The 22965-nt window shown below is 55.2% G+C and carries 29 protein-coding genes and 2 pseudogenes; 17 read left to right on the top strand and 14 right to left on the bottom strand.

From position 1 onward, the window contains the following. The first annotated feature begins 111 nt into the window (after nt 1-111). On the top strand, nt 112-432 hold the full coding sequence (locus tag GAO09_RS05000; RefSeq protein WP_153352950.1) for a DoxX family protein: 321 nt from the start codon (nt 112-114) through the stop codon (nt 430-432). 87 nt (nt 433-519) lie between these two features. Here the strand turns inward: GAO09_RS05000 and GAO09_RS04995 are convergent, their stop codons facing one another. The 3 genes from GAO09_RS04995 to GAO09_RS04985 all read right to left on the bottom strand — a co-directional run bounded on the left by GAO09_RS04995 (nt 520) and on the right by GAO09_RS04985 (nt 4375). Next, nucleotides 520-2982 (bottom strand): PAS domain-containing protein, encoded by a 2463-nt coding sequence (locus GAO09_RS04995; protein WP_209018615.1) that lies wholly within the window; start codon nt 2980-2982, stop codon nt 520-522. Between the two features lie 165 nt (nt 2983-3147). Next, a complete protein-coding gene (locus tag GAO09_RS04990) occupies nt 3148-3351 on the bottom strand; it encodes a hypothetical protein (RefSeq protein WP_153352949.1) in 204 nt (67 codons plus the stop codon). Nucleotides 3352-3988: 637 nt separating this feature from the next. Further along, nucleotides 3989-4375 carry a hypothetical protein gene (locus GAO09_RS04985; RefSeq protein ID WP_153352948.1) on the bottom strand — a complete coding sequence of 129 codons (387 nt, stop codon included), beginning with the start codon at nt 4373-4375 and terminating at the stop codon, nt 3989-3991. 513 nt (nt 4376-4888) lie between these two features. On the opposite strand from GAO09_RS04985, the gene GAO09_RS04980 reads away from it, so the two are divergent. From GAO09_RS04980 to GAO09_RS04970, 3 genes and pseudogenes are all read left to right on the top strand, one after another. Further along, entirely contained in the window at nt 4889-5512 is a 624-nt protein-coding gene (locus GAO09_RS04980; protein ID WP_274379749.1) for a DUF429 domain-containing protein, read from the top strand. A gap of 114 nt (nt 5513-5626) precedes the next feature. Then, the gene (locus GAO09_RS04975) at nt 5627-5896 is read left to right on the top strand and encodes a hypothetical protein (protein ID WP_153352947.1); all 270 of its coding nucleotides are present in this window, start codon (nt 5627-5629) and stop codon (nt 5894-5896) included. A gap of 82 nt (nt 5897-5978) precedes the next feature. Beyond that, a pseudogene (locus GAO09_RS04970) lies at nt 5979-6556 on the top strand (DUF1349 domain-containing protein). 4 nt (nt 6557-6560) lie between these two features. Here GAO09_RS04970 and GAO09_RS04965 read toward each other — a convergent pair. The 3 genes from GAO09_RS04965 to GAO09_RS04955 all read right to left on the bottom strand — a co-directional run bounded on the left by GAO09_RS04965 (nt 6561) and on the right by GAO09_RS04955 (nt 7780). Beyond that, nucleotides 6561-7139 carry a hypothetical protein gene (locus GAO09_RS04965; RefSeq protein ID WP_153352946.1) on the bottom strand — a complete coding sequence of 193 codons (579 nt, stop codon included), beginning with the start codon at nt 7137-7139 and terminating at the stop codon, nt 6561-6563. A 199-nt stretch (nt 7140-7338) separates the two neighbouring features. Continuing rightward, the gene (locus GAO09_RS29905; RefSeq protein WP_153352945.1) at nt 7339-7554 is read right to left on the bottom strand and encodes a hypothetical protein; all 216 of its coding nucleotides are present in this window, start codon (nt 7552-7554) and stop codon (nt 7339-7341) included. Continuing rightward, nucleotides 7547-7780, bottom strand: coding sequence for a hypothetical protein (locus tag GAO09_RS04955; RefSeq protein ID WP_153352944.1), 234 nt, complete (start codon nt 7778-7780; stop codon nt 7547-7549). The genes GAO09_RS29905 and GAO09_RS04955 overlap by 8 nt, the downstream gene beginning before the upstream one ends. A gap of 123 nt (nt 7781-7903) precedes the next feature. Here GAO09_RS04955 and GAO09_RS04950 point away from each other — a divergent pair, with 123 nt between their 5' ends. The 8 genes from GAO09_RS04950 to GAO09_RS04915 all read left to right on the top strand — a co-directional run bounded on the left by GAO09_RS04950 (nt 7904) and on the right by GAO09_RS04915 (nt 14160). Next, the gene (locus tag GAO09_RS04950) at nt 7904-8113 is read left to right on the top strand and encodes a hypothetical protein (protein WP_153352943.1); all 210 of its coding nucleotides are present in this window, start codon (nt 7904-7906) and stop codon (nt 8111-8113) included. Between the two features lie 4 nt (nt 8114-8117). Beyond that, nucleotides 8118-8303 (top strand): hypothetical protein, encoded by a 186-nt coding sequence (locus GAO09_RS04945; protein ID WP_153352942.1) that lies wholly within the window; start codon nt 8118-8120, stop codon nt 8301-8303. 17 nt (nt 8304-8320) lie between these two features. Next, entirely contained in the window at nt 8321-8632 is a 312-nt protein-coding gene (locus GAO09_RS04940) for a hypothetical protein (RefSeq protein ID WP_153352941.1), read from the top strand. Nucleotides 8633-8696: 64 nt separating this feature from the next. Further along, the gene (gene ligD / locus GAO09_RS04935) at nt 8697-11393 is read left to right on the top strand and encodes a DNA ligase D (protein WP_153352940.1); all 2697 of its coding nucleotides are present in this window, start codon (nt 8697-8699) and stop codon (nt 11391-11393) included. Between the two features lie 168 nt (nt 11394-11561). Further along, on the top strand, nt 11562-11966 hold the full coding sequence (locus GAO09_RS04930) for a response regulator (RefSeq protein WP_153352939.1): 405 nt from the start codon (nt 11562-11564) through the stop codon (nt 11964-11966). 66 nt (nt 11967-12032) lie between these two features. Further along, a complete protein-coding gene (locus GAO09_RS04925; protein WP_153352938.1) occupies nt 12033-12515 on the top strand; it encodes a pyridoxamine 5'-phosphate oxidase family protein in 483 nt (160 codons plus the stop codon). Between the two features lie 28 nt (nt 12516-12543). Further along, nucleotides 12544-13146 carry a DedA family protein gene (locus tag GAO09_RS04920; protein WP_153352937.1) on the top strand — a complete coding sequence of 201 codons (603 nt, stop codon included), beginning with the start codon at nt 12544-12546 and terminating at the stop codon, nt 13144-13146. Between the two features lie 363 nt (nt 13147-13509). After that, nucleotides 13510-14160 (top strand): hypothetical protein, encoded by a 651-nt coding sequence (locus GAO09_RS04915; protein WP_324185304.1) that lies wholly within the window; start codon nt 13510-13512, stop codon nt 14158-14160. Between the two features lie 32 nt (nt 14161-14192). Here the strand turns inward: GAO09_RS04915 and ligD (GAO09_RS04910) are convergent. The 4 genes and pseudogenes from ligD (GAO09_RS04910) to ku (GAO09_RS04895) form a co-directional block, all read right to left on the bottom strand. Next, nucleotides 14193-15229, bottom strand: a pseudogene (ligD, locus tag GAO09_RS04910) (non-homologous end-joining DNA ligase). A 136-nt stretch (nt 15230-15365) separates the two neighbouring features. Beyond that, nucleotides 15366-15677: a hypothetical protein gene (locus tag GAO09_RS04905; protein WP_153352935.1), complete on the bottom strand. Its 312-nt coding sequence runs from the start codon at nt 15675-15677 to the stop codon at nt 15366-15368. Nucleotides 15678-15714: 37 nt separating this feature from the next. Continuing rightward, nucleotides 15715-16533, bottom strand: coding sequence for a non-homologous end joining protein Ku (gene ku / locus GAO09_RS04900; RefSeq protein ID WP_153352934.1), 819 nt, complete (start codon nt 16531-16533; stop codon nt 15715-15717). Between the two features lie 3 nt (nt 16534-16536). Further along, entirely contained in the window at nt 16537-17424 is an 888-nt protein-coding gene (gene ku, locus GAO09_RS04895; RefSeq protein WP_324185302.1) for a non-homologous end joining protein Ku, read from the bottom strand. A gap of 676 nt (nt 17425-18100) precedes the next feature. Between ku (GAO09_RS04895) and GAO09_RS04890 the strand changes: the two genes are divergently transcribed. The 3 genes from GAO09_RS04890 to GAO09_RS04880 all read left to right on the top strand — a co-directional run bounded on the left by GAO09_RS04890 (nt 18101) and on the right by GAO09_RS04880 (nt 19871). After that, nucleotides 18101-18334, top strand: coding sequence for a hypothetical protein (locus tag GAO09_RS04890; protein WP_153352933.1), 234 nt, complete (start codon nt 18101-18103; stop codon nt 18332-18334). Between the two features lie 87 nt (nt 18335-18421). Continuing rightward, complete coding sequence (locus GAO09_RS04885) at nt 18422-18601, top strand: DUF2934 domain-containing protein (protein WP_153352932.1); 180 nt, start codon at nt 18422-18424, stop codon at nt 18599-18601. A gap of 484 nt (nt 18602-19085) precedes the next feature. Then, nucleotides 19086-19871, top strand: coding sequence for a Crp/Fnr family transcriptional regulator (locus tag GAO09_RS04880; protein ID WP_153352931.1), 786 nt, complete (start codon nt 19086-19088; stop codon nt 19869-19871). A 78-nt stretch (nt 19872-19949) separates the two neighbouring features. Here the strand turns inward: GAO09_RS04880 and GAO09_RS04875 are convergent, their stop codons facing one another. Then, nucleotides 19950-20141, bottom strand: coding sequence for a CsbD family protein (locus GAO09_RS04875; RefSeq protein ID WP_153352930.1), 192 nt, complete (start codon nt 20139-20141; stop codon nt 19950-19952). 197 nt (nt 20142-20338) lie between these two features. Between GAO09_RS04875 and GAO09_RS04870 the strand changes: the two genes are divergently transcribed. Then, nucleotides 20339-20587 (top strand): hypothetical protein, encoded by a 249-nt coding sequence (locus tag GAO09_RS04870; protein WP_153352929.1) that lies wholly within the window; start codon nt 20339-20341, stop codon nt 20585-20587. An 83-nt stretch (nt 20588-20670) separates the two neighbouring features. Continuing rightward, on the top strand, nt 20671-20910 hold the full coding sequence (locus GAO09_RS04865; RefSeq protein WP_153352928.1) for a hypothetical protein: 240 nt from the start codon (nt 20671-20673) through the stop codon (nt 20908-20910). A gap of 131 nt (nt 20911-21041) precedes the next feature. Here the strand turns inward: GAO09_RS04865 and GAO09_RS04860 are convergent, their stop codons facing one another. The 3 genes from GAO09_RS04860 to GAO09_RS04850 form a co-directional block, all read right to left on the bottom strand. Continuing rightward, entirely contained in the window at nt 21042-21278 is a 237-nt protein-coding gene (locus GAO09_RS04860) for a DUF6894 family protein (RefSeq protein WP_153352927.1), read from the bottom strand. A 64-nt stretch (nt 21279-21342) separates the two neighbouring features. Continuing rightward, nucleotides 21343-21588, bottom strand: a complete 246-nt coding sequence (locus GAO09_RS04855; RefSeq protein ID WP_153352926.1) for a hypothetical protein — start codon at nt 21586-21588, stop codon at nt 21343-21345. 564 nt (nt 21589-22152) lie between these two features. Beyond that, nucleotides 22153-22785 (bottom strand): LysE family translocator, encoded by a 633-nt coding sequence (locus GAO09_RS04850; protein WP_153352925.1) that lies wholly within the window; start codon nt 22783-22785, stop codon nt 22153-22155. Between the last annotated feature and the right edge of the window lie 180 nt (nt 22786-22965).

Genomic DNA, 22965 nt, shown 5'->3' with positions numbered 1-22965 from the left:
GTGGCCGGATTTTACTCCGCCCCTACGACGTGATTATCACGCCGCTACCGTGGCAGACTTTTGCACCGCCGCTCTCACTCCGACGCTAAAGAACAATTCGGGAAAGCGCTCATGCTGCATACGATTTTTACCTGGCTTGTCGTTGCCGCTTTCGCTGGTGCCGGACTGTTCAATGCTATCGGCCCGGCAGCCCAACGGCAAAGCTTTGTTCGTTGGGGCTATCCCCCATGGTGGTGCCTGTTGACTGGTTTGCTCGAACTTGCAACTGCCGCGCTGGTTGCCTTGCCTGCCACTCAGATGGCAGGCTTGATTGTCGGTGCCGTCATCATATCGGTAGCGGCAGCAACCGTGGTGCGTCACCGGGAATTTTCTCATTTGATACCAATCGGAATCTTTGTGGTCGGTCTCGCGGCATTGGCTACTTCGTCGTAGCCTCACATGAGGCGACAGACACCTACCCGACCAGCAGGCTGCGGAATGTGCCAGCGGCACGCCAGCGCTGAGCATCTCGGAAGGTCGTCAGAAGTCTAAAACCTTTCGAATCTTTTCGGCGAGCTGGTCCAGGCTGAAAGGCTTCTGGAGCAGATGAGTTTCCTTATCAAGGACGCCGTTATGAACCACGGCGTTGCGAGTATATCCTGTCGTGTACAGTATTTTCAGGCCTGGGATGTGGTTCGAGGCCGTATCTGCCAGTTCACGACCCGTCATGCCCGGCATCACGACGTCGGTGAACAGTAGTGTGGGCCGAAGCCCGGCGTGGATCAAGCCGATAGCCTCCGCGCCCGAACTGGCTTCCAACACGGTATATCCCAACTCCCGCAACGCTTCTGTCGAGAAGGCGCGAACACGCTGATCGTCTTCGACGACAAGAACTATCTCGGTGATGCTTCCCCGCCCTGCCGGCTTTACCTTGTCTGGACTATCATATGAATTGCCCTCACCGTCGTATCTCGGAAGGTAAATCTTGACCGCAGTTCCCACTCCCTCTTCGGAATAGATCTTCACATGGCCATTTGACTGACGGACGAAGCCGAAGATTTGGCTGAGTCCGAGGCCAGACCCTTTGCCGACTTCCTTTGTCGTAAAGAATGGATCGAAAGCCCGCGCGATGACCTCCGGGGTCATGCCTGTCCCCGTGTCGGAAACCGCGATCATGACATATTGTCCAGCAGCAACTGCATGATCGTGCGCATACTCGTCGGATAAGTACGAGTTGGCGGTCTCGACTGTCAGCTTTCCTCCCGATGGCATCGCATCGCGGCCGTTAACAGCCAGGTTTAGGATGGCATTCTCCAACTGGCTGTTATCGGCGTGGACCTTCCATAGTCCCGCTGCAAGGACGGTCTCTACCGAGACGAGCTCACCCAGGGTGCGGGTAAGCATTTCCGACATGCCGGCGATCATTCGGTTTGCATCTATGACTTCTGGCTGGAGCGGTTGCCGCCGCGAGAATGCCAGCAGGCGGTGTGTCAGGGACGCTGCACGGTTCGCCCCGTCTTTTGCAGCTTCGATATAACGGCCCACATCTGTTTCTCCGCGGGCAAGACGCTTTTCGAGGAGGTTGACGGAGCCGAGGATCACCGCAAGCATATTGTTGAAGTCATGGGCGATGCCGCCCGTCAGTTGCCCAACCGCTTCCATTTTTTGGGCTTGGCGCAGCTGATCCTGAGCCTCGACAAGCTTGGCCGTCCGCTCCTCGATCTCGCGTGCAAGTTCTTCTCTCGATTTCGCCAGGACCTCGCGTGCGTCGACGATTTCTTGAATGTCGGTACAGGTGCCGAACCAGCGGGTGATCTCGCCGGCGTCATTCTTGACGGGCTGCGCGCGCCCGAGCACCCATCGGTAGTCGCCACTGCGGTGGCGAAGGCGATACTCGATATGATACGGTTCGCCCGTGGCAAGGCAATGGCGCCAGGTAGACCAGGCGCGATCCTGATCGTCAGGATGGAACATGCCGTTCCATGCTTCTCCATCGGTCGATCCTTGCGGTACGCCCGTGAAGTCGTACCAGCGCTGGTTATAATAATCGTGATGGCCGTCAGGGCGCGTGGACCAGATCATCTGGTCGATAGAGTCTGTGATTGCGCGAAAGCGTTCTTCGCTTTCCCGCAATGCAGTCTCGATGAGGCGCCTGTCAGTAACATCGAAGGAAACGCCCGGGAACCGAAGGGGTGTTCCATCCGGCGCGCGGGTTACACGACCCTGTGCCGCAACCCAACGGGTCGATCCATTTGGGTCCATCAGACGGTATTCATGCGAAAAAGGCGCGCCCGTTCCCAGAGCGTCTGAGATCGCATCCTGAAGAGGAGCGACATCGTCCGGATGAACCGACGTGAAAAACTCAGCGATCGGCGCGCCGCGAGCGGCCACTGCCGGGTCAACGCCATATATCTTCGCAAACCGAGAGTCTGCGACCACTCTGTCGTTTGGGATGTCCCAGTCCCAGGTTCCAACAGTCTCGGATGCGCCCAGCGCATATTCGAGCCGCTCTTCGCTTGCACGCAAAGCGCGTTCAGCCGTCAGTCGAGCTGTGGTCTCTGTCCCCTGATTGAAGATCCCGACGACGGACCCATCTGCTGCGAAGATCGGCGCGAAGCTATAATCCCAATGTGTATTCTGGATGCGTCCACCGCGTAGCATTGGAAGCATTTGTTCCGCGATACGGAACCCCTTTCCCCGTTCGATAACAGAGGCAAGCTGTGGTTCGATCACGTGCCAGATGTCTGACCAAACTTCGCAAGCAGCGCGCCCGAGCGCCCAAGGATGCTTTTCCCCTGCGATGGGAGCCCAGGCATCATTGTAAAGCAGCCGAAACTCAGGCCCCCAGTAGATCGCGGTGGGGATGTCAGTACTCAGGCATAAGGCGACAGTTGTGTGCAACTCGCTCGGCCATGACCCAAAGGCACCAATGCCAGATCCGTTCCAGTCAAACGTGCGGATGCGCTCCGCCATCTCCCCTTCAACAACAGAGATGGCTTTCATTGTTTGCAGAACTCGCGCAGGTGCCATCTCATAATCGAACCATCATGGAGCATTGAAATCCTACTGATCGAGGCGAGCGGCGCTGCCCTGCTTTACCGGAGAAACCAAACAAGCATAAGACCGGCAAGAATGACGGTCATCGCTGCGCCATAGCCGTGAAGCGCCTCACGCAACTTTTGCTGCATTCTCATGCTCACCGCCTGTAATGGGCCAGCCTAGGCGCCGGCATCTCGCACTTCCCGCTTCAAAACCTTCTGCTTTTGTCTTGAACGATCCGATCATATACTCGAACTTGTCGCCATTGGCCATGAACATACTTTTGGCCACGCTGTCGTAAAACATCGTTGTACCGGTTATCGATTGTGTCATTCGTCCCCCCATTCAGGAAGCGCGGAACGCATGAAGACATAAATGGTTCCAAAAACTGTTCGCGGTGTATATTTTTTTAGTGGTTTACCCTGTTTGCTCCGCAATGATGCCAGAACTGCCAGGCATTTACTCTGCGGAACATGTCGTGAAGCTCTCCAGAAGTATTCCGAGAGGATATGGCGTTGGGATGGACCGCTTCGCGAAGGGGGTCGCCTTCTGTGATCGACCAATCACCAGAAGCCGGAACGACGCAAACAGGGCCAGCGAATCCGGACAAACTTTCCTAGGTCAAGCCCTTCTGCGGCTGTAAGGGGAGCAACGTCAGTCATTTTCAGATTGTGGCGTTCTTTCTTCGCAGAAAGGAGTACAGGGCTCTCTCGCTTTTCGCACACGCGCGTGAGCCAGTCCGAATTCGGCTTCACTTGCGGCGATGACTAGGAAGCCAACGCGGTAACGCAGCAGCCAAGTCAAAGGCGGCGCAGCCGTCGATTGGCTTTTCGTGATGCGAGATGGATCAGGGCGTTCTTCTCGTGGACCTCCTCTGACTATGCCGCCTAGAACGTTGGTTGGATGGTGTTGGTCCTCATTACGCCTCTCACCAGCATAGTAGGTCAGGACTTATCACTGACCGCGCCACCTATTCGCTCTGATTGGCGGTATATTCAGAGGGTGCTTTCTTCGCAGCGGTGAAGCTTGCACCAGCTGCCATGACCATAGCGAAGATTGCGAGAGCCGAGGCGCTTCCACCGATATCCCATAGTAGGCCGAAGATCGGCGCTCCAACGGTTTGACCGATAGCAACAGTGAGAAAGGGCACACTCAGACCAAGTGCAGGGTGTCTGCTGTAGATCGATACACCCCAGATGAGAAGGGCGCCCGTTGCGACGATGTAGCCGAAGCCGAATAGACCGAGAGCGATGAAGGCGAGGGGGGAGTATCCGATCGCTGCTGCAAGGAACGCGATGGCTAAACCCATCATTGCTACCGCAAGCCGGTGAACAGCAGGAAGTCCGAGATGCTGCACAAGTGAACCCGTTGATGATCATGATTTGCTTGGCATGCTCGATGACCTTTTCCTCATCCGCTAAAAAGTCGTCCGTAACTTCACCGTCATCTCCGATGGAATCCACAGTCCAGTTGCCCACGCTTTCATGGACTACACGCGTTTGTGCAAAATTCATTCGTCTGTTCCTGATGCCGCAGTATGAACTGGCAATGACGCACTCCGTTCCGTAGAACGCGGTGGTGCTGCGAAGGATACGATTGACTGAAAGGCGTGGAGCCGGTTTCACTCTGTTTAGTCAAGGAGAGCGGCACTGCTTTGGTGCCATCGTGCAGCGCAGTGACACGACGGAAGGAGCGGGAAGCATTGAAAGTCGTTCTTGGCATCGACGCCGCATGGACCGCTACCCAGCCAAGTGGGGTTGCTCTCGCGGTCGAGGGGCCGCTTGGCTGGAAACTTTCCGCAGTTGCCGCATCCTATGAGGCATTCACATCACAGGTAATAGATGTTCAGCGCAAGAAGCCTCGCGGGTCTATGCCTGAACCATCGGCTCTTCTGGCAGCGGCAACATCCCTGGTGGGGGCGCCGGTCACGCTCGTGGCGATTGATATGCCGTTGTCACGTCTCCCGATCGTTTCCCGTAGGGTTTCCGACAACAAGGTATCATCCTTGTACGGGGCTCGGCATGCCGGAACCCATACTCCTAGTGCATTGCGGCCAGGCAGGCTTAGTGACGATCTGACAAAAGGCTTCGCGCGCGAGGGATATCCTCTCATCACGTCAGGCGGAACTCTTCCAGCCTTGATTGAGGTCTATCCACACCCAGCCCTGATCGAACTCGCGGTCGCGAACCGCAGGCTTCCCTACAAGCATGGGAAAGCGCGCGCATACTGGCCGGAAGACGATCGCTTAACCCGTCGCCGGAAATTATACGAGGTTTGGGGCGGGATAATCGAACTGCTCGAAACTAGGATACGCGGAGTCGCGACCGCATTGACGCTTCCCGATCTAGGATGCCGAGGCTATGAGCTAAAAGCATTCGAGGACGCTTTGGACGCTGTCGTCTGTGCTTGGGTTGGCGTACGCGTTTTGGATGGAACGGCCAAACCATATGGAGATGACACCTCTGCGATTTGGATACCGAACCAGGGCGCGTAGGGTCACGTCAAGATCGTGATTATTTCGCAGGTGCCGTAAATGCAACTGGTCGAGCGGGGGTTCAACGCTATCTCCATCATAGTGTCATTGTCGTTATAAGCGAAGGAAGCCGGAATGCGTTACAAGGCGAAGCCTGGTGATGTTAGCCTCTTCGAGAATGAAAAGGCCGGCCATCAGAACGCTCCAGATCATCGAGGTTACTTCATAGCCCACCGGGATATTAAGGCGGGCGAGAAAGTGGAGTTTGTGCTCTGGTCCGGTCGGCCAAATAGCCCGCGATCATTTGGAGGGCGCGTGTCAGAACTCGGCTATGACGAAAAGGTCAAACCACCCGTGCCCATCGACTTGTTCGGAAATCCTTTGACAGGCTCGCCTGACAGATGACCGGCGACAAGGTTCGCTACTCTGGCCCGGGGCATATTCCTCAAGATCACATCAACCAGATCGTAACGTAAAGAGTCGAGACATGATGAAATCGTTCGAAACGGCGTCGTGGCTTAACGAGCCATCGATCTGGAGCCTTGAGAAGGACGTTCTCAGCATCACGACAAGTGCAAACACGGATTTTTGGCGCGAGACATTTTACGGCTTTATCCGAGACAGCGGTCACTTTCTCGGTGTACCGACTGGCGATGGCTTTACTGCGCAAGTTCGAGTGAAGGGCAGATACCGCGATCTGTATGACCAGGCCGGACTGATGGTGCGGATCGACGAGACCAAATGGGTTAAAGCGGGCGTGGAGTTCACTGACGGTCAGGCGTTTCTAAGCACCGTCGTGACGGATGGAAAGTCAGATTGGTCTGTGGCCCGTCCTATCCATGCCGAGGACTTTTTCGTCCGTGTTACACTTATGCAGGGAGTAATGCGAATACAGGCATCCACGGACGGGTTAACCTGGCCTCTCTTACGTTTGGCACCATTTTCGGGAGCCAAAACTTATCTGGTCGGGCCGACCGCTTGTTCACCACAAGGAAGTGGACTTCAGGTGCAGTTTTCAGAATTTTCTGTTGCGCCCGAAACGCGGACCTGCACGACCTAAGCTGAGGGGTTACCGATCTCTACTATCCGCCTTGAGCCATTTGCCGCCGTTGTGAGGCATATCAGGAAGGGCGCTGATAAATCGACGGTCTCGGCACCACTTAATCGACGGCTCGTTGGTCGTGAAACTTAACAGACACTCAGCTTGGACACTGTGCCTAAGCCCGATGAACGCGACATCCGTTACAGACATGACTTTCCGTCCACTGGCTTCTTTGCTTCTGGCTTCTACCCCCAGCCGTATTACTTCCGCGCCAGCCGCACCTTTTGTTTCGATCTCTTCAAGGATGTCTGTGCTGACTGAACGCCTTCCACCATATGTATGAATAGAAGCATTGGCATGAAAACCCAGCGCAACCGAAATGCATTCTTGAGGGGACACATTATTGGCCTGACGTTCAAGGCGATCGTAGACATGCCCTACACCGGACGACTGGCCATTTCTCACCATGCCATAAAAGTGATACCAGTCGCTTTGGCTAAGGTACTCGACTTTCCAGACTACCTGATAATGTGCATTCGGCTCCGCTAACAGCCCTGAAAGATCTTGGATAGTTTCCTGGAAATCGTCTCGGTCGAAATCGGTCATATTCTTCCCGTGTAGCAAGCTAATAAGCTCCGCCCGCACCCTTCTAGGCAGCGCGCGGACGTCCAATCATCATAGGCTGCGAAAGTTCCCATAATCGGATCACTAGCGCGTCGAAATGCGAGCGAAGCGAACCGTGCCCACTCAAGCCGCAGAGATTACCCCCAGTACGAGCGCTAGATGATCTATGCGTTCACGAGAGCTAGCGTGAGCCTCTGAAGCTGCCTTCGTTCATTTCTGACGGATCGTAGTTTATGTCCCAGTCCTTACCGGCCTTTTTGCCGGGTGGATCGCGATGCACAGTCGCATCTTCTGAACCGGTGATAACCGTAGGCTTCGCGCTGTGTACTCCCGAAGCTTTGCGATCCGCTTGGGACGGAGCGTATTGACCCTTTGCATCGTCTTCAGGGTTAGACATCTGGATCATCCTTTGTTTTCATGGCGTCAGTCAAACCGGTCTTTTGCGGATCGGCATTTGTTTCGCCGACAGCGTCCTCGTCACGATCCGGATCGTCCTTCGCTGGCAAATAGCCGCGAGGTGTATTCTCCTGCGGTCCTTCCCATCGGGGAGACTGATCGGTCGTACCTGGAGCGCCTTCGCTTCTTCGCTTGGTGTTGTGGTTCTCATTGAGCAGATCCTCCATTCTGCAATTACAACCAACACCGGCACTGTTCGTTCCTGCTCCGTCACGACGCGCGCCTTGGCCGGGAACTACAGCGCCCAGCTTGTAGTTCAGGAGGCAGATTTATTTGGCAGGAGATAAGTGATGGAGAAGAAGGTCGTTGAGGTGGTCGCCGAGGGAGAAGAGGGCATCATTCCGCTGGGGATCATGAACATCGAGCAGGCGATGACCCTGCCTTCCCACGTTGATCTAAAAATCTCTCACCCAGAAGATGAACCTGGCGGAACTGAACGGTTTATGGACCCGGAGGAGTTTCGCATAACGCACGCTTATTCGCTTTCGACGGAGGTGTAGCTCTATGCTGCTAATGAATATCAACGTCGCAAAAACCACTGACACGACCGTCACTGTCGAATTCAAGGGCGAGGGCAATGACCTCATCACTGTCAGAATGTCTGCCGATCCAAGCGGTGACGAAGATCAAGCCGTTGCCGCAGCGCTGGCGATGATCCGTCAGCTGAACGAATTTCAGCAAACCGCGTAACCGGAGAGGACCCGAAAATGTCTGACATGAGTACAAAGACCATCACGGCAGTGTTTTCGACCCGAGAATCCGCTGACCTAGCTGTCGAACATCTCGTTCAAAAGCTTGGTATCGATCGGTCTGACATCTTCGTAGAGACCAGTGGTTCCGATAATTCCGCCGGTACCGATGTTAGCGGCGGTGATGCAGCAACGGTAGACGAGGATGCGCGCGACGATGCCCCGCTCTCAGCTGAAATAGAAGTCTCTGCCGATATCGCGGCCGACCAGGAAGCGGTCGTCCGCTCCGCCTATCAAGAGTTGGGCGCGACGGAAATCTCGGCAAATTGAACGGCTACGGCGGGGTTGAGACTTCTCTCGGCATTTAGCGTTCGCACCAGGATGAGGCTCGAAGATGGCGGATAATCTTAGCAAATATCGCGGAAAGCGCGACTTCAAGAAGACCGCCGAGCCTAGTGGTGAGGTCGAAGTAAGGCCTTCGAACCGTCGACGTTTCGTCATCCAAAAGCATGATGCAACGCGTCTTCATTACGATCTTCGGATCGAAATGGATGGCGTGTTCAAGTCTTGGGCGGTAACGAGGGGCCCCTCGCTCGATCCTCAAGACAAGCGTCTGGCGGTCGAGGTAGAAGATCACCCGCTCGACTACGGCGACTTCGAAGGGACAATTCCTAAAGGTCAATACGGCGGCGGCACAGTGATGCTTTGGGATCGTGGCTACTGGGAACCGGAAGGTAACAAGGCACCCGAGCAGGCTCTAGCGAAGGGCGACTTCAAGTTCACCCTCGAAGGCGAGCGGCTACACGGCAGCTTCGTACTCGTGCGCATGCGCGGCCGCGAGGGCGAAAAACGAACTAACTGGCTTCTGATCAAACACAATGACGAACATTCGGTCGAGGAGGACGGCGCATCTATTCTTGAAGAGAACACCACGTCCGTTGCCTCCGATCGGACGATGGAGGCGATTGCATCGGGAAAAGGGCGGAAACCCAAGCCCTTCATCACGACAGGAGGCGAGGTTGGAGCTGATGCGGTTTGGGACAGCAGCGAAGGGCTCGCCGCTGAGGAACGTAAAGCTGGTACGAAAGCGAAGCCCGGGCCAGCGCCCAGAAAGACGAAAGTAACTTCCGGGCAAAAGCGCAGCGCTGCGTCATCTTCAGTGCCAGACTTTATCGCACCCCAGCTGTGTGAGACCCTGCAGCGGCCGCCTTCAGCCAAGGGCTGGATACATGAGATCAAATTCGATGGTTACCGTATTCAGATGCGGGTCGAAGGTGGAAAGGTCACACTGAAGACCCGGAAAGGCCTAGACTGGACGGGCAAGTACCCGGCGATTGCTGAGGCTGCCGCGCAGCTCCCCGACGTTATCATCGATGGTGAGATATGCGCTTTAGACGAAAACGGCGCGCCCGACTTTGCCGCTCTCCAGGCTGCGTTGTCGGAGGGCAAGACCGACGATCTGGTGTTTTTTGCCTTCGATCTTTTGTTTGACGGTGAGACCGACTTGCGGGCTGAGCCGTTGATCGAGCGGAAGGAGCGCCTGTCCACTCTCTTGTCAGATTCAGGCGAAGATCCACGACTGCGCTTTGTCGAGCACTTCGAAACAGGAGGTGATGCTGTCCTGAAGTCGGCGTGTCGCCTGTCACTTGAAGGCATCGTTTCAAAGAAGGGCGATGCCCCTTATCAGTCGGGTCGCAGCGATACTTGGGCCAAATCGAAGTGCAGGGCAGGGCATGAGGTTGTGATCGGCGCTTATGCGACGACAAACGGCGCGTTCCGCTCACTGCTGGTCGGCGTCTATCGCGACGATCACTTCGTCTACGTAGGCAGGGTAGGGACGGGCTACGGTGCGAAGGTGGTCGATCAGATTCTGCCGAAGCTCAAGAAGGTAGAGGCTTCAAAATCCCCGTTCACAGGAATAGGAGCCCCAAAGAAGTCCGCTGATATCGTGTGGCTGAAGCCCGAACTGGTTGCCGAAATCGAATTCGCAGGATGGACCGCCGACGGTCAGGTGCGACAGGCTTCATTCAAAGGTTTGCGCGAGGACAAACCTGCAAAGGAGGTCGAAGCCGAAAAACCTGCAGAGCCGGATGAGGTCGATACTCCCGATCCCAAAAAAAGTGCGAAACCTGCCCCTGTTCGTGAAAAGAACTCTCGCCTGCGAAAGGGCGCGAAGGTTGATGTTATGGGCGTGCTGATCTCAAGCCCAGACAAGGAGCTTTGGCCTGATGCGCTCGACAACGAGCCGGTTACCAAGGTTGAACTTGCTCAGTATTATGAAGCAGTCGGTCCTTGGCTTATTGATCAGATCAAGGGGCGGCCCTGCTCGATCATTCGCACGCCCGACGGCATCGGCGGCGAGCAGTTTTTCCAACGCCATGCCATGCAGGGAACCTCTAACCTGATTGAACAGGTCAAGGTATCCGGGGATAAACAGCCATATCTGCAGATCGACCGCGTCGAAGGCCTTGCCGCAGTCGCGCAGATCGGTGGAGCGGAGCTACACCCTTGGAATTGCGAGCCGTATCAGCCAGAAGTCCCTGGACGATTGGTGTTCGATTTGGACCCCGGTCCAGATGTCGACTTTGATACGGTAATCGAGGGCGCGCGTGAGATCCGGGATCGGTTGGAGGAACTGGGCCTGGTCAGCTTTAGCAAAACGACTGGGGGCAAGGGTCTCCATGTGGTTACGCCGCTATTGGTGCCGAAGGGCAAGAAGCTGAACTGGGATCATGGCAAAGCGTTTGCCCATAATGTCTGCCAGGCGATGGCAAGGGACAACCCCGAGCTTTACCTGATCAAGATGTCCAAGGCGCAACGGAACGGTCGCATATTCCTGGACTACCTCCGCAACGACAGAACTTCGACGGCGGTCGCGCCGCTATCACCTCGTGCTCGGCCCGGTGCGACCGTGTCGATGCCGCTTAATTGGAGCCAAGTGAAAAAGGGCCTCGATCCAAAGCGCTTCACCATCCGTACAGTTCCTGGTCTTCTGAAGGACAGCACGGCTTGGCAGGACTACTGCGACGGGCAGCGCTCGCTAGAGCAAGCTATCAAGCGTCTGGACAAGGCGTCCAAGCGCACAGCATGATCCTCCCGGGGCAACACGCATATCGATCGAAACCGCGTATCCAAATGATGGGATGCGTTTCGATCAGTTGGTATTTTATTAAATATGTTCACAAATAATAGGCGACGGGGCAGGCCGAACATCGGTCCGGACGAGTTGTGAGTGAAATGACGTCAACGGAGGCCTGCCATGTCCACGCGTTCTGTCCTTATAGTTGAAGATGAACCTCTCATCCGCCTTGTACTCGCAGAAGCACTCATCGATGAAGGTTATCATGTCTCTATGGCCTCGAATTTCCTTGAAGCGATAGGTGTGATCGGGCGCAACCCAGCGTTTGATTTTATGATAACAGACGTCGATATGCCGGGAGGCCTTAGCGGTACCGATCTGGCGGCGATGGTCGCGTCCCATGCGCCGAGTACAGCGATCATCGTCACCTCGGGCCGGGCAGTTACGGATGGCTTGGCCAGCGACTGGACGTTCATTCCCAAGCCGTTCGGCGTGCAGGATATCCTTGATCTGCTGGACCAGAAGTTCGACGACAGAGTCCAACCTGCAAACGATCGTGCGGTTATCGTCGCCCATGCGTCATAGCAGGGACACAGGCGGAACTTCCAGGAACGCCTGTCGTTCTCAGGCTGCAACAGCAGGAGATTACAAATGGCGCATCTGGATGACGACAACACGAAGGTCTGGGAACTGGCAGAAAAGATCGGCTTCTGCATGCTAACCACGCAGAGCGGGCTCGATCTTCGAGCGCGACCGATGTCGGCTTACAGTGAGCGCGACGAAAACGCCTTCTACTTCCTGACTGACGTCGCAAGCCACAAGGATGAAGAAATTGCTCGTCATCCCAATGTGTGCCTCGCCTTCGCCGACTCGAAGGGGCAGAAATATGTCTCGATTTCCGGAACTGCTGATATTCAGAACGATCGGGAGAATATCCGCGACCTTTGGGCAACGCCAGCTAAGGCTTGGTGGGATAGTCCCGAAGATCCCTCGATCCGGATCTTGAAAGTTACGCCTTCGTCGGCTGAATACTGGGATAGCCCCGGCACCATCATCAGTTATGTTAAAATGGCGGCGGCTGCCGTATCCAGCGCCCGTCCGGATATGGGCGACAACGCCAAGGTTGAAATGTGAGAACGTTTCGCGTTAGGGCTCATATCTGATGGAAGCTTTCGTGCAGACGTTGATGCAGAAGCTCGGTCCATTCGGGATCGGGCTTTTGATGTTCCTGGAAAACGTGTTCCCGCCGATCCCGTCCGAGCTGATTATGCCACTGGCTGGTTATCTCGCCACTCAAGGCGACATGAGCATAGTGACCGTCATGCTCGCGGGCACCGTCGGATCGCTGCTTGGGACGCTGCCGTGGTACTATCTCGGCCGCCGTCTCGGTCACGACGGAGTGCGTCGCCTCGCGGAAAAGCATGGGCGATGGCTTACCATGTCGCCATCCGACGTGGATGCTGCCTCGGAGCGCTTCAAGCGGCACGGGAAATCGTCCGTGCTACTGGGACGGCTGATCCCGACTGTTCGCACGCTTATCTCAGTGCCCGCTGGAGTCGCGAACATGCCCTTAGGCCAGTTTCTGCTGTTTTCGACGATCGGCACTCTTATCTGGACCGCCGCGTTGGCGATGGCCGGGTTTCTGTTGGGGCAGGCGTACAGTGTTATACAGGATTACGTTGATCCTATCTCAACGACCGTCCTGGCGATCTTAGTCGTCATTTACATCTACCGGGTGGTGACGTTCAAATCGGAACGCGCATGAGATGACGCAACTGTCTCGCACGCCCGAAATCCCTGTCAAACAAGGTTAGCCCGCAACATCAATCCCAGATCATCCTCGTATGTTCAACGGAGCAGCCTTTCTGACGTCGTTCAAGGTTGGGCCGCGCACCCTCTGATATCGCGCCGTAACCAGTGAGTAGATCCGGACGCATGCGTAAATTCTACAGACCTTGCAAGGTCATGAGAGGCACCACATCTCCTATGACAGATTTACCTTGATGGCTGTGGATTTAGGCTTGGCCCAAACGCCGAAGTTGCCTGATCGCAGATTCGGAACAAACTCTCAGATGCAATACTGATTCCCGCCCGACTCCAAGGTTTCCCAATACGAATGAGGTATCTGGTGACTGACTTTCTCACTACGATGCAAGGCTTGATGATCTTTGGTGCTGTGATTGGCGCTGGGGGGTACGCTCTCGGTACAAGTGGTTCAATCGGACGGGCGGTTCAAACCTTCTTTCGCCCCGGGAAGAAACGGAGGGACGCTCGAAGCTTGGCAATGCTCTCGGTCCTTGCGCTCGATGATTACGTCGGCTCTTGCTATGCCGCAGTTCACGATGTGCCAGAGTTTAACCCTGCCGATCAGGTTGAATTCGCCTTTCACATCCCGGAGCCGGTCCTTTCGTTGCCAAAGGATGTCGACTGGCAGCTTCTTGGTGAAGACCTGGGTGACGAAATGTTGTGGTTCGCGAACAGAGTGATCAACCTCGAAAACGCGTTGGAAAGCCTGGATCTCTCGAAAAACGACCACGATGGTTTCTTCGAGCGACGGATTGAAGGCTATGCCCGGCTTGCAGCCCGAGCGATGGATTTGATTGAAAAGTTAAGCATCGAGTTCAACCTGACATTACCTGAGAAGCCAGACTACTATCGGCAAGCCGAGGGACTTTCGAAGGTCCTCCGTAACGTCGAAGCCGTTGCGAGGCGTCGAGGCGCTGGTTCGGTTCCATCGGATGAAACAAACATCACGCCGTTGTTTCCGAAAACATCCTGAGCATTTACGCCTCCTCGGAGCCGAGGCTAGCCTTAGGTCTTGGTTCCAAGATTGTAGATGTCTGCGTTGTCTTGGACCTCTCGTAGGCCCTTATATGATGCGTGACGAAGATTGCCGTCATCCGTCCATCCGCGAAACTCAATTTCGGCAATGAGTGTGGGCTGGGCGAAAACGAGGTTTTTGCCTTTGATCGGTACGACCGGTCGTTTGGTTTTCAGCTTGTCGAGCGTAGATCGAAGAGCAACGACGTCTTTCTCCTTAAACCCGGTTCCCACGGACCCAACATGGCGTAAGGCGGTACCGTCTTTGGCTGCAAGGAGGAGGCTTCCGATGCCGCCCCGGGCGACTGATGATTGCTCATATCCGATGATGACGAAGCTCTCGCTTTGAATGCATTTGATTTTGATCCAGTCGCCAGCACGTCCGGAGCGATATCGACTATCCCGGTGCTTGGCAATTATACCTTCTAGGCCATGTGCGCATGCCGTCGCCAATAGCTCGCAACCGTCGCCCTCCATCTCCTCCGACAGACGTATCCCGCCGTCGCCGTTGTCCAAAAAGTCGGTTAGCAGGTGACGGCGAACTGACAGCTCGGTGTTCGTTAAGAGGTGACCGTCGAAATACAGGAGGTCAAAAGCGTAGAAGACTGCTTCTGCGGAGGCTCGTTTGCCACCCCGTCCACCGAGCGACCGCTGAAGCGCGCTGAAGTCTGAGCGGCCCTCGGCGTCCAACACCACCGCCTCACCGTCCAGTATGGCAGTTCCGACGTCAAGTTTACGGGCCGCCTCAGCGATGGTTGGGAAACGGTCCGTCCAGTCGTGGCCTCCACGCGTCAAGATTCGAACACCTTGCGGCTCGATATGGATTGCCAGACGGTAGCCGTCGAATTTCAGTTCGAAAAGCCACTGATCCCCCTGCGGTGCCCTTGGCTTCAGCAAAGCGAGGGCGGGCTCGATACGCTCCGGCAGTTTGTCGAAGGGAAGTTGGGGTTGCGCCGGGTCTCTTCGTTTTCGTGGCTTCGACTTTGCCACGTGATCTCGCGGAGAAGCGGTTTGGAGCGGCTACGCATTACTGGTACCTCGAACAGAGGAAACAAAATCGCCGAATGGCTGCGCCTTTCAGCGACTCAATCGATGCGGCGCAGGATTGTTCCAGAGAATTGAGGACGATAGTTTAGACGATCTATCGGGTTGACCGGTATCTCATCACCGCGTGCCCGATAACCACGACGCGATCGACGTAACCATGCCTCCCGAAAACGACCTTGCCAAGCACAGAGCATCGCCAAGTGCGTCTTGGTCATCGTCATCAGTGTGGGTCGAGGTGCATATGATGCGCTCCGGTGTGGTTCCGTCACCGATGATCAACCAGTCTACTTCCGCCTCCAGTTTGAACGCATCCCGGCCGCTGATAGCGATCAGCGCAACGTCGTCCAGAAGACATATGTCTACCAGCGCCTGAATACGATCACTATTCGGAACCGGACTTTGAAGGACAATGGCGCGAGCTGGGGTCATGCGTCAAATCTAGGTTGCCCACGGTACAAGGCAAGCTTCAACCAGCTCGGCGCGATTTCAGCTCCTTCGAGACCGATTTCTTTAGGGCGTCCATGATATCGATGACGTTGCTCTTCTCGGAATCGTCTTTTCTCGATTTCGCAGGAGCCTTCTTTGTCGGTTTTTTCGCCTTCTTCTTCTGGTCGATAAGTTTTAAGAGACTTTCCTGGATAGGGTCCGAAACCATGGCCGGGGACCAGTCCTTCAGTCCCTTCTTGATGACTTTCTCCAGCCCAGAAACCCCCTGCGCGTCGGACTTCTTGTCTATGCCGGTAAAATACTCCGTCTCCGGCCGCACTTCGTCGCCAAAGCGCAGAGCCCACACGACTATGCCCTCGCCACGAGGTTCTAGTACCACTGCACGCTCGCGACGACCAAGGACCACCCGGGAGATGCCGACAACGTCTTCCGCCTCCATAGCCTGTCTGATCACGGCGAACGCTTCGTCGCCAATCTTATCATTGGCGGTAAGGTAATAGGGCGTCTCAAGATACACCCATTCGATGCTTCCGCGCGGAACGAATGTCTCGATGTCGATCGTTCGGACGCTCTCTAGCTCAACCGCTTCTAGATCGTCATCCGTCAGCAAGACGTACTCGTTCTCGCCGCGTTCGTAGCCTTTCGCCTCGTGTTCATCCTTGACCGGCTTTCCGGTAACGCTGTCGATGTACTGTGAGACGACACGGTTGCCCGTGTCTTTGTTTAAGGTGTGAAAGCGTACCTTCTCCGAACCCGAGGTCGCAGGTGTCATGGCGACAGGGCAGGTGACGAGCGATAGCTTGAGATAGCCTCTCCAGTAAGGGCGACGCGGTGCCATCTATCAGCTCGCTTTCTTCTGAGCAGGTTTTGCCCGGCTTTTTGTGGATTTGGACGTGGCCGCTTTCTTTCCAGAATTGGCATTGGCGGCCTTAGGCTTCTTGGAGTTCGACTTGTCCATGCCTGCGCTCTCCTGCAGGGCTTTGAGGAGATCGTTTGGTTTGGAAACCTTTACCGGCTTTGGTTTCGGCAGAGATTTGCCTTCCGCCTTTGCTTTCACCAGCGCAGCAAGGGCCGCTTCGTACCGATCATCAAATTTCGCCGGGTTAAAGTCGCCTTTCTTTGTTCCAATAATGTGTTTCGCAAGATCGAGCATTTCCGCTTCGACCTTGATCTTTTTCACATCCTTGAACGCCTCGTCCGAAGATCTGACCTCATAGTCGAAATTGAGCGTTGTTGCGATGATGCCCTTTCCATGGGCCCGGATCAGGACAGTGCGCATCCTTCGGAACAGGACCGTCCGGGCGATTGCTGTAGCGCTGGTCTTGCTCAAAGCATCGCGCATGCTGGTGAATGCGTCCTGGTCCGCATCGTCCACCGGGACCAGATAGTAAGGCTTGTCAAAGTAGACGTCATCGATCTTGCCGCACGGAATATAGGCCTCCGCCTCCAGCATTTTGTCAGAGTCGGGAATAACGGCTGCGACCTCCTCAGGGTCGATCATGATATAATCGCCGTTGCCGGTCTCGAAGCCCTTCACTTGGCTGTCGCGTTCAACGACTTCTTCGGTCTCGCTGTCAACGAATTCGCGTTTCAACCGGTTCCCGGTCTTCTCGTTGATCATGTGGAAGCTGATGCGATCAGAGGTCGATGCAGCAGTGTACAGACCAACGGCGCAGCTCAGCTCCCCGATTTTAAGATGACCTTTCCATTGCGCGCGATGTGCAGCCACGTTCGTCCTCCACGGTTTTGCAGTAAACTGGACAGGGCGAATTCTGTTCCCGGTTGGATCTTGGCGATCACGCGCTAAATTCGGCATGGAATGCGAGCGATAGCAAAGCAGGGCCGCCGGAAATCACCAACCGCCGGAGCTCTGGAGATGTCTGAGGCTAGCTTTTCTTCTAGTTACTTCTAATTGCTTGAAAGGATCGCTTTAGCCTTATCGGTCAATACGAGGGCTGGCTCTCCTTTGAAGGCGAGCTCACGAACAAGATTTTTTTGCTCCAACTTTGCCACAGTCGCCGATGATAGCCTTCGACCACCGACAACCCAGGATTTGCTAGCCGCCGCTGGCGACGAAAGTGGCTGATTGCAGCGAGAGCTTCCATCGAAGATTTTGTAATGTCCGGCGTAGCCACAAACACAACGCACGATCGATATTAGTGGTGCAAGTTCAACGGTTTTATAGATCAGTCAAGGCTGTCCTGTTGTTTTCATGTCCAGAAGCAGCAGCAAGCCCGAGCATCCTAAACAGTATGCTGAGATAGGTCCCAAACGGGTTAATCAATGAGATCGGCCATTGTGTCCCTCCCTTACGACAGCCCTGTCTTTCCGTCTTTTCTGCCCTATCTGGAATATGAGCCGAAAGTGGCCGATGCTTCTACTCCTCTGATGATGGACCATTGGTCATGACACAACGTACTGGCTTTGACGCACGTTTTGCTTTCGCAGATAACGGCCGAGAGAAATTTCGTGTTCTTGATGTCAAGGACCGGCTTGGTGCCGACGTTTCGGATCAAGTCTCAGACCCTCATGTGTTCTTCCCAAATGTGGATGCGTTGAAAGTGTCAATAGCTGGCAAGCTAGGTCTAGAGCCCGCGAATATCGACGTCCAGATGATCGAAGACGACAACAAATTTTAGGCTTGACGACGAGTTCAACTCCGCCAAATCAATTCTTTTGGGCAACGATCGAATCCGCTGTAGCGACCGATCGACGAGGAGTGATTGATGGGAACGGACCGCGAAGAGTGGATAGCAAAACGCTCGTATCAGCTTTGGGAAGAGGCCGGCCGACCGGAGGGACAGGACCATCAGCATTGGGTACAAGCTAGTGCTGAGTGGGATAGCGGCAAAGCTATGCCATCGAGCAGCAAGCCTGCGATCGATTGGGACGATGACGAATACTAAACAGGCTGTAACACCTGCGAAGCGGGCTAGGTTTTGAATTCGTTTCCAGGGCGAGAAGCAACGAAGGGTGCGGCGCGGTTTAGATGAAATCGTTCGTGTTGAACGCGTTTGGATCTTTTGGAGACAAGCAGGGCATATTTTGCCCGCAATTCATCCATTTCAATGTCTCCAGCACTCCAGTGCTCGACCGCGTCTAGAAAAATGGGTCATCATCCAGGGTGATGCCTCGACTAAGGGCATTTTGGCGTGCCTTTTCGAAGATTTTCGTCGTTGATCACGCGTCATCACCCTCTCCCGTCTCTTGGAGAATATTTTCGGTCGGCCCTCTTAGCAACGCGTTGGACACGTTGTGCACGAGTTTTTGGAGAGATGCGAGGCGATGGGCGTCTCGTGAGGGGTCAAATTATTGCCTGAGCGAAGGTGTGCTCTATTTCGTTTGGTGCACTATTTTTAACTGCCTAGCTGGAGGCCAAAGAGTCGAACTATGGCTGGGAAATTTCGCAACTTCATCTTGGCGGCCTTGCCGCAGAAAGAAGTAACGACGATCAAGCCCTTGTTGACACCCGTGGCTCTTGAGCAAGGTCACGTGCTGACGTCTCCTGACGTGGAGACCAGCCACGTATGGTTTGTTGAAGGTGGCATTGCTTCCGTGACGTACAGGTTAGGCAGCAAATTCAATATCGAAATTGGCATGGTCGGCCTAGAAGGTTTCTTGGGTGCGTCAAACTTGGCGGACGTGAGGAAAGTACAGTTGATGTCGCAAATCGTTGTCTCAGGTCAGGCTTTCCGTCTGGATAGAAGCGATTTCGCCATCATTCTTCAGCACTGTCCTACATTGCGAAAGTTTGCGCGAAAATATTTAGATTTTGCTTTTGTACAAGCGGCCAGCGCTGCCGTCGCGAACGCGCGAGGCTCCGTGGAGCAACGCGTCGCTCGCTGGTTGCTGATGTGCCATGATAGGAGCGATCATGAGCATCTTCCCGTTACTCACGACACGCTCGCAGTCCTGATGGGAGTAAGACGGCCGAGCATTACGAACGCCATGCATACCCTTGAAGGTAAGATGCTCATTCGTTCGACCCGAGGCGACGCCACGATAATCGACCGATTAGGACTTGAGAAAGTTGCGGCAGACTTTTACGGCGGTCCCGAAAAAGAATATGAGCGTTTGGGCGTCATCAGCAATCACCTTGGCTACTCGGAGATGAGGGTAGCCAAGACTCTGAGATCGCCTGCCATTGCTCCACGGCACTTGGAACCGCCGTGCTGATAGCTCGCAGGGCCCCCTTCGCGACCAAAAAAAGGCCCGCTCGAAAGCGGGCCAGAGTGCTGGGAAGCACAAAGCTGATTAGCCTTTATCAACGACGTCCTTTACGGCGTCCTTTGCATGGCCTTTGGCCTGCTGCGCATCGCCCTTGGCTTCCTGCGCTGCGCCTTTCGCTTCCATGCTGCGGTTATCGGTGGCGTCACCGACTGCCTGCTTTGCCTTGCCGGTCAGCTCATTAGCCTTGCCGGAAACTTTGTCTGATGTCGAACCCATAGGATCCTCCTGTATCTGCCAGCGGTAGCGCACGTCGTTCGAGTTGCTATCCGGTCAAAACGCCGGGGAAGTCCATCGTCGGCCGTTTAACGATCCGCTCGTGGGGTCAACCCGCCGCGCGACACATCGTTCCGATATTAGTTTGGATCGATCCGCGGATCGGGGTGTTTGAGTTAAGTTGCAACTAGGATTTCAAGATGAACCTCTCTGACGATGCTCGATCCATCCTCGTATTTGCGGCCTATCACGAACTGACCAGCGGCGAGCCGGTCAAAGAAGTGGTTTTGGACGACGGAGCCGGTCATAAGGCCAGCGGCAAGGGACAGGAAGAGCTCATCGAAGCTGGCCTGATCCGGATTAATAGCGATCGCGCCCATATTACAGAGGACGGAGAGCAGGTTCTCGTCGAGATCCTGAACGCGATCCGTCAGGCTACGGGCGATTGAAGACCGCCGAAACTTGACGATCCAAGGTTTTTCCCGGACACTGCAATCTAAATTATTGCTTTGTCATCGGTCTGGAATTTCGTTTGAACCAACAATTACGCTGGCTTCTGCCGCCTGAAAGGGATCGCTGGGTCGGTTACCACGAAGGCGATGAGGTTGCCGAGGTTTGGTCGCACGGCCTTACCGGAAACCAGATCGCGGAGTGGCGCTGGCGGTTGCTGCCCGACGAGCAGACGGGTTCCGAGGTAGCGACAGGTGACGAGGATCAGGATTGTTACCGCGCCCAACGCGCGGCGTCAGCGGCGTATTTCTCGATGCACTAGACCACCGGTCTACCAATCCAACATGACAAAACAGCCTGTGACGACCACAGCTGAAAGACACACAAGCCAGATCACGGTATCAACGACCGTGCGGCCGAAGTTCTTCACTCCGGAAATAGGGCGCTGCCTTCTCATTTGAGGTTGAGTACCGAACGGAGAGGCAAGGTTCTCACGACCTTTCCAGCGCTAGTCGTTATTTCGAACACGTCGCCGTTGATCAATTCGCTCGCCAGCACTTTCCTCGCCAAGATTTCTCGCGCGCACGCCTTGGCTTCCTCCACGGCACTTTCCTCGTCGGGAAGCTCGCTCCCCTCGTGATCGGTTTCTAGCTCCCCTGCGATACGGTAATTGAAATAGTATCTTGGCATGCGTTCCTCCGTGCATACGGAGCGAACATAAGGGGGAAGGGATAGTTCCCCTCCCCCTGAGCTTCTAGCTTTGAGCTTTGCTGGACGCTGGCTTGGAAACCTTAAGATGATCCTCCCGCACGATACGGTGCATGGCGTTATAAAGCGCCAGCCGAGGGTAAGGGTCGTCGATGAAATCGACATTGTCGAGCGCGACGGCAATTGTGCGGTCTGCAAGCTTTGCCTGCTCGACCGGATCGGGGGTATATCGGCTTGCCCGTTCCAGCAGAATATCTGACAATCCGGGCTGCATGCCAACTGACTGAAGCATAAAGGTACTCCCTGTTTGGCAGGCGGGAGCGTGGTAACTCTCAGTCGTCACCGCCCACTGGCAATTGGGTGACGATGCCGGATGATACCATTTTTGGTTCATTCTGTCGAATTAAGGAATCATGACGGCTCCACGGCTGTCATGTCACCACGACGATTGCGACCGAAACGACGGCGATACCCAAGGCAACGAGATCTATCCGCAAATAGTTGGCGACATGATCAATTGCCTTCGTCGCTGGCTTCATCGCTTTCGGACTGAAGCCGGGCCGCTCGCAGCCGCATCGTTTTCTCCGCCCTCGCCTTGCGCTCGGCGGCGATCGTCTCGGCTGCAACGCGCTCGGTTTCTGCAAGCCTGGCTATTCTGTCGGCTAGAGGATACCGAAATCAAGGGTCACGACGCTAAGGCGCTGTTGCTCAATCGCCAGATAGACGATGAGCTGGTGTTTCATCGTGTCGGTCGCGAGGTCAACTCGTCCCGTTACGACGGGACCGACACGAAGAAACCGATCGTCAATTCGGCATAACGCACACCTTAAACCGCGCGGGTGTGATGCTCTCCTTCTTAGGTCTTTCCTGCAAACGCTAGTCGCGAAGCCAGTCCTGCGAAGACCGTGGCCAGAAAATAATTCGGCAGGCGAGCAAACTGTGCGGGGAGTTTCACGCCCTTCTTTGCTCGTCCAACGATCAGGATAATCGAGCCATTCACAGCAAATCCCACCGCGTTTAGGATGGTCGCCAAGGCCAACATCTGCAATACGATTGACCCATTCCCCGGTGCGGTGAACTGCGGGAACAGCGCGAGGACGAACAGCGCCATTTTCGGATTGAGGAGGTTGGTCGCCAAGCCTTCGGAAAAGATACGTAGCTTCGACATGCTCGCCACTGCCCTGGCTGGGACACCGGCGAGTGCATCGGCTCGCAGCGTCTTGACCGCGAGATATAACAGATAGGCGCATCCCGCCCAGCGAACCAGTTCATAAGCCGCTGGGACAGTCCTGAGAAGGTGGGCCAGACCGAGGGCTGCAGCGATGGCGTGGCAATAAGTACCGCATGCTATCCCAAGAAAGGTGAGGAGACCGGCTGTGCGGCTTTGGCTTACGCTGCGAGAGGCGATGAGAAGCATGTCCGGTCCTGGCGTGGCCGTCAAAACCAAAGCGGCGGAAGCGAACATAAGGATGGTGGTTAGGTCCGGCATGGAGTTTTCCTTGAATTGGATACCGGAACTCCGCTCTGCCATCCTTGGGCATGCAAAGCAAGCTTCAGCGTCAGGGATTTTCTCTCAACCGTGATTACGAGTCTTGGCACACAAAGAAAAAGGGCCTGCGCGAGCGCGGCCCTTGAAATTGAGAGGCTAAAACCTCCAGAGGGGAACAGC

It is taken from the genome of Endobacterium cereale, from assembly GCF_009617585.1.
In the GTDB taxonomy this organism is placed as follows: domain Bacteria; phylum Pseudomonadota; class Alphaproteobacteria; order Rhizobiales; family Rhizobiaceae; genus Neorhizobium; species Neorhizobium cereale.
This window is presented reverse-complemented; position numbering and strand designations above follow the sequence as displayed.

What these genes read in the sequence shown, in the direction of transcription:
- GAO09_RS04890 (WP_153352933.1), top strand. Translation starts at nt 18,101, where the DNA reads ATGACACAACGTACTGGCTTTGACGCACGTTTTGCTTTCGCAGATAAC.
- GAO09_RS04930 (WP_153352939.1), top strand. Translation starts at nt 11,562, where the DNA reads ATGTCCACGCGTTCTGTCCTTATAGTTGAAGATGAACCTCTCATCCGC.
- GAO09_RS04995 (WP_209018615.1), bottom strand. Translation starts at nt 2,982, where the DNA reads ATGAAAGCCATCTCTGTTGTTGAAGGGGAGATGGCGGAGCGCATCCGC.
- GAO09_RS04855 (WP_153352926.1), bottom strand. Translation starts at nt 21,588, where the DNA reads ATGCTTCAGTCAGTTGGCATGCAGCCCGGATTGTCAGATATTCTGCTG.
- GAO09_RS04955 (WP_153352944.1), bottom strand. Translation starts at nt 7,780, where the DNA reads ATGGAGGATCTGCTCAATGAGAACCACAACACCAAGCGAAGAAGCGAA.
- GAO09_RS04965 (WP_153352946.1), bottom strand. Translation starts at nt 7,139, where the DNA reads ATGACCGATTTCGACCGAGACGATTTCCAGGAAACTATCCAAGATCTT.
- ligD (WP_153352940.1), top strand. Translation starts at nt 8,697, where the DNA reads ATGGCGGATAATCTTAGCAAATATCGCGGAAAGCGCGACTTCAAGAAG.
- GAO09_RS29905 (WP_153352945.1), bottom strand. Translation starts at nt 7,554, where the DNA reads ATGTCTAACCCTGAAGACGATGCAAAGGGTCAATACGCTCCGTCCCAA.
- GAO09_RS04980 (WP_274379749.1), top strand. Translation starts at nt 4,889, where the DNA reads ATGCCTGAACCATCGGCTCTTCTGGCAGCGGCAACATCCCTGGTGGGG.
- GAO09_RS04870 (WP_153352929.1), top strand. Translation starts at nt 20,339, where the DNA reads ATGAACCTCTCTGACGATGCTCGATCCATCCTCGTATTTGCGGCCTAT.
- GAO09_RS04990 (WP_153352949.1), bottom strand. Translation starts at nt 3,351, where the DNA reads ATGACACAATCGATAACCGGTACAACGATGTTTTACGACAGCGTGGCC.
- GAO09_RS04850 (WP_153352925.1), bottom strand. Translation starts at nt 22,785, where the DNA reads ATGCCGGACCTAACCACCATCCTTATGTTCGCTTCCGCCGCTTTGGTT.
- GAO09_RS04880 (WP_153352931.1), top strand. Translation starts at nt 19,086, where the DNA reads ATGGCTGGGAAATTTCGCAACTTCATCTTGGCGGCCTTGCCGCAGAAA.
- ku (WP_153352934.1), bottom strand. Translation starts at nt 16,533, where the DNA reads ATGGCACCGCGTCGCCCTTACTGGAGAGGCTATCTCAAGCTATCGCTC.
- GAO09_RS04950 (WP_153352943.1), top strand. Translation starts at nt 7,904, where the DNA reads ATGGAGAAGAAGGTCGTTGAGGTGGTCGCCGAGGGAGAAGAGGGCATC.
- GAO09_RS04920 (WP_153352937.1), top strand. Translation starts at nt 12,544, where the DNA reads ATGGAAGCTTTCGTGCAGACGTTGATGCAGAAGCTCGGTCCATTCGGG.
- GAO09_RS04945 (WP_153352942.1), top strand. Translation starts at nt 8,118, where the DNA reads ATGCTGCTAATGAATATCAACGTCGCAAAAACCACTGACACGACCGTC.
- GAO09_RS04885 (WP_153352932.1), top strand. Translation starts at nt 18,422, where the DNA reads ATGGGAACGGACCGCGAAGAGTGGATAGCAAAACGCTCGTATCAGCTT.
- GAO09_RS04875 (WP_153352930.1), bottom strand. Translation starts at nt 20,141, where the DNA reads ATGGGTTCGACATCAGACAAAGTTTCCGGCAAGGCTAATGAGCTGACC.
- GAO09_RS04940 (WP_153352941.1), top strand. Translation starts at nt 8,321, where the DNA reads ATGTCTGACATGAGTACAAAGACCATCACGGCAGTGTTTTCGACCCGA.
- GAO09_RS04975 (WP_153352947.1), top strand. Translation starts at nt 5,627, where the DNA reads ATGCGTTACAAGGCGAAGCCTGGTGATGTTAGCCTCTTCGAGAATGAA.
- GAO09_RS05000 (WP_153352950.1), top strand. Translation starts at nt 112, where the DNA reads ATGCTGCATACGATTTTTACCTGGCTTGTCGTTGCCGCTTTCGCTGGT.
- GAO09_RS04905 (WP_153352935.1), bottom strand. Translation starts at nt 15,677, where the DNA reads ATGACCCCAGCTCGCGCCATTGTCCTTCAAAGTCCGGTTCCGAATAGT.
- GAO09_RS04860 (WP_153352927.1), bottom strand. Translation starts at nt 21,278, where the DNA reads ATGCCAAGATACTATTTCAATTACCGTATCGCAGGGGAGCTAGAAACC.
- GAO09_RS04925 (WP_153352938.1), top strand. Translation starts at nt 12,033, where the DNA reads ATGGCGCATCTGGATGACGACAACACGAAGGTCTGGGAACTGGCAGAA.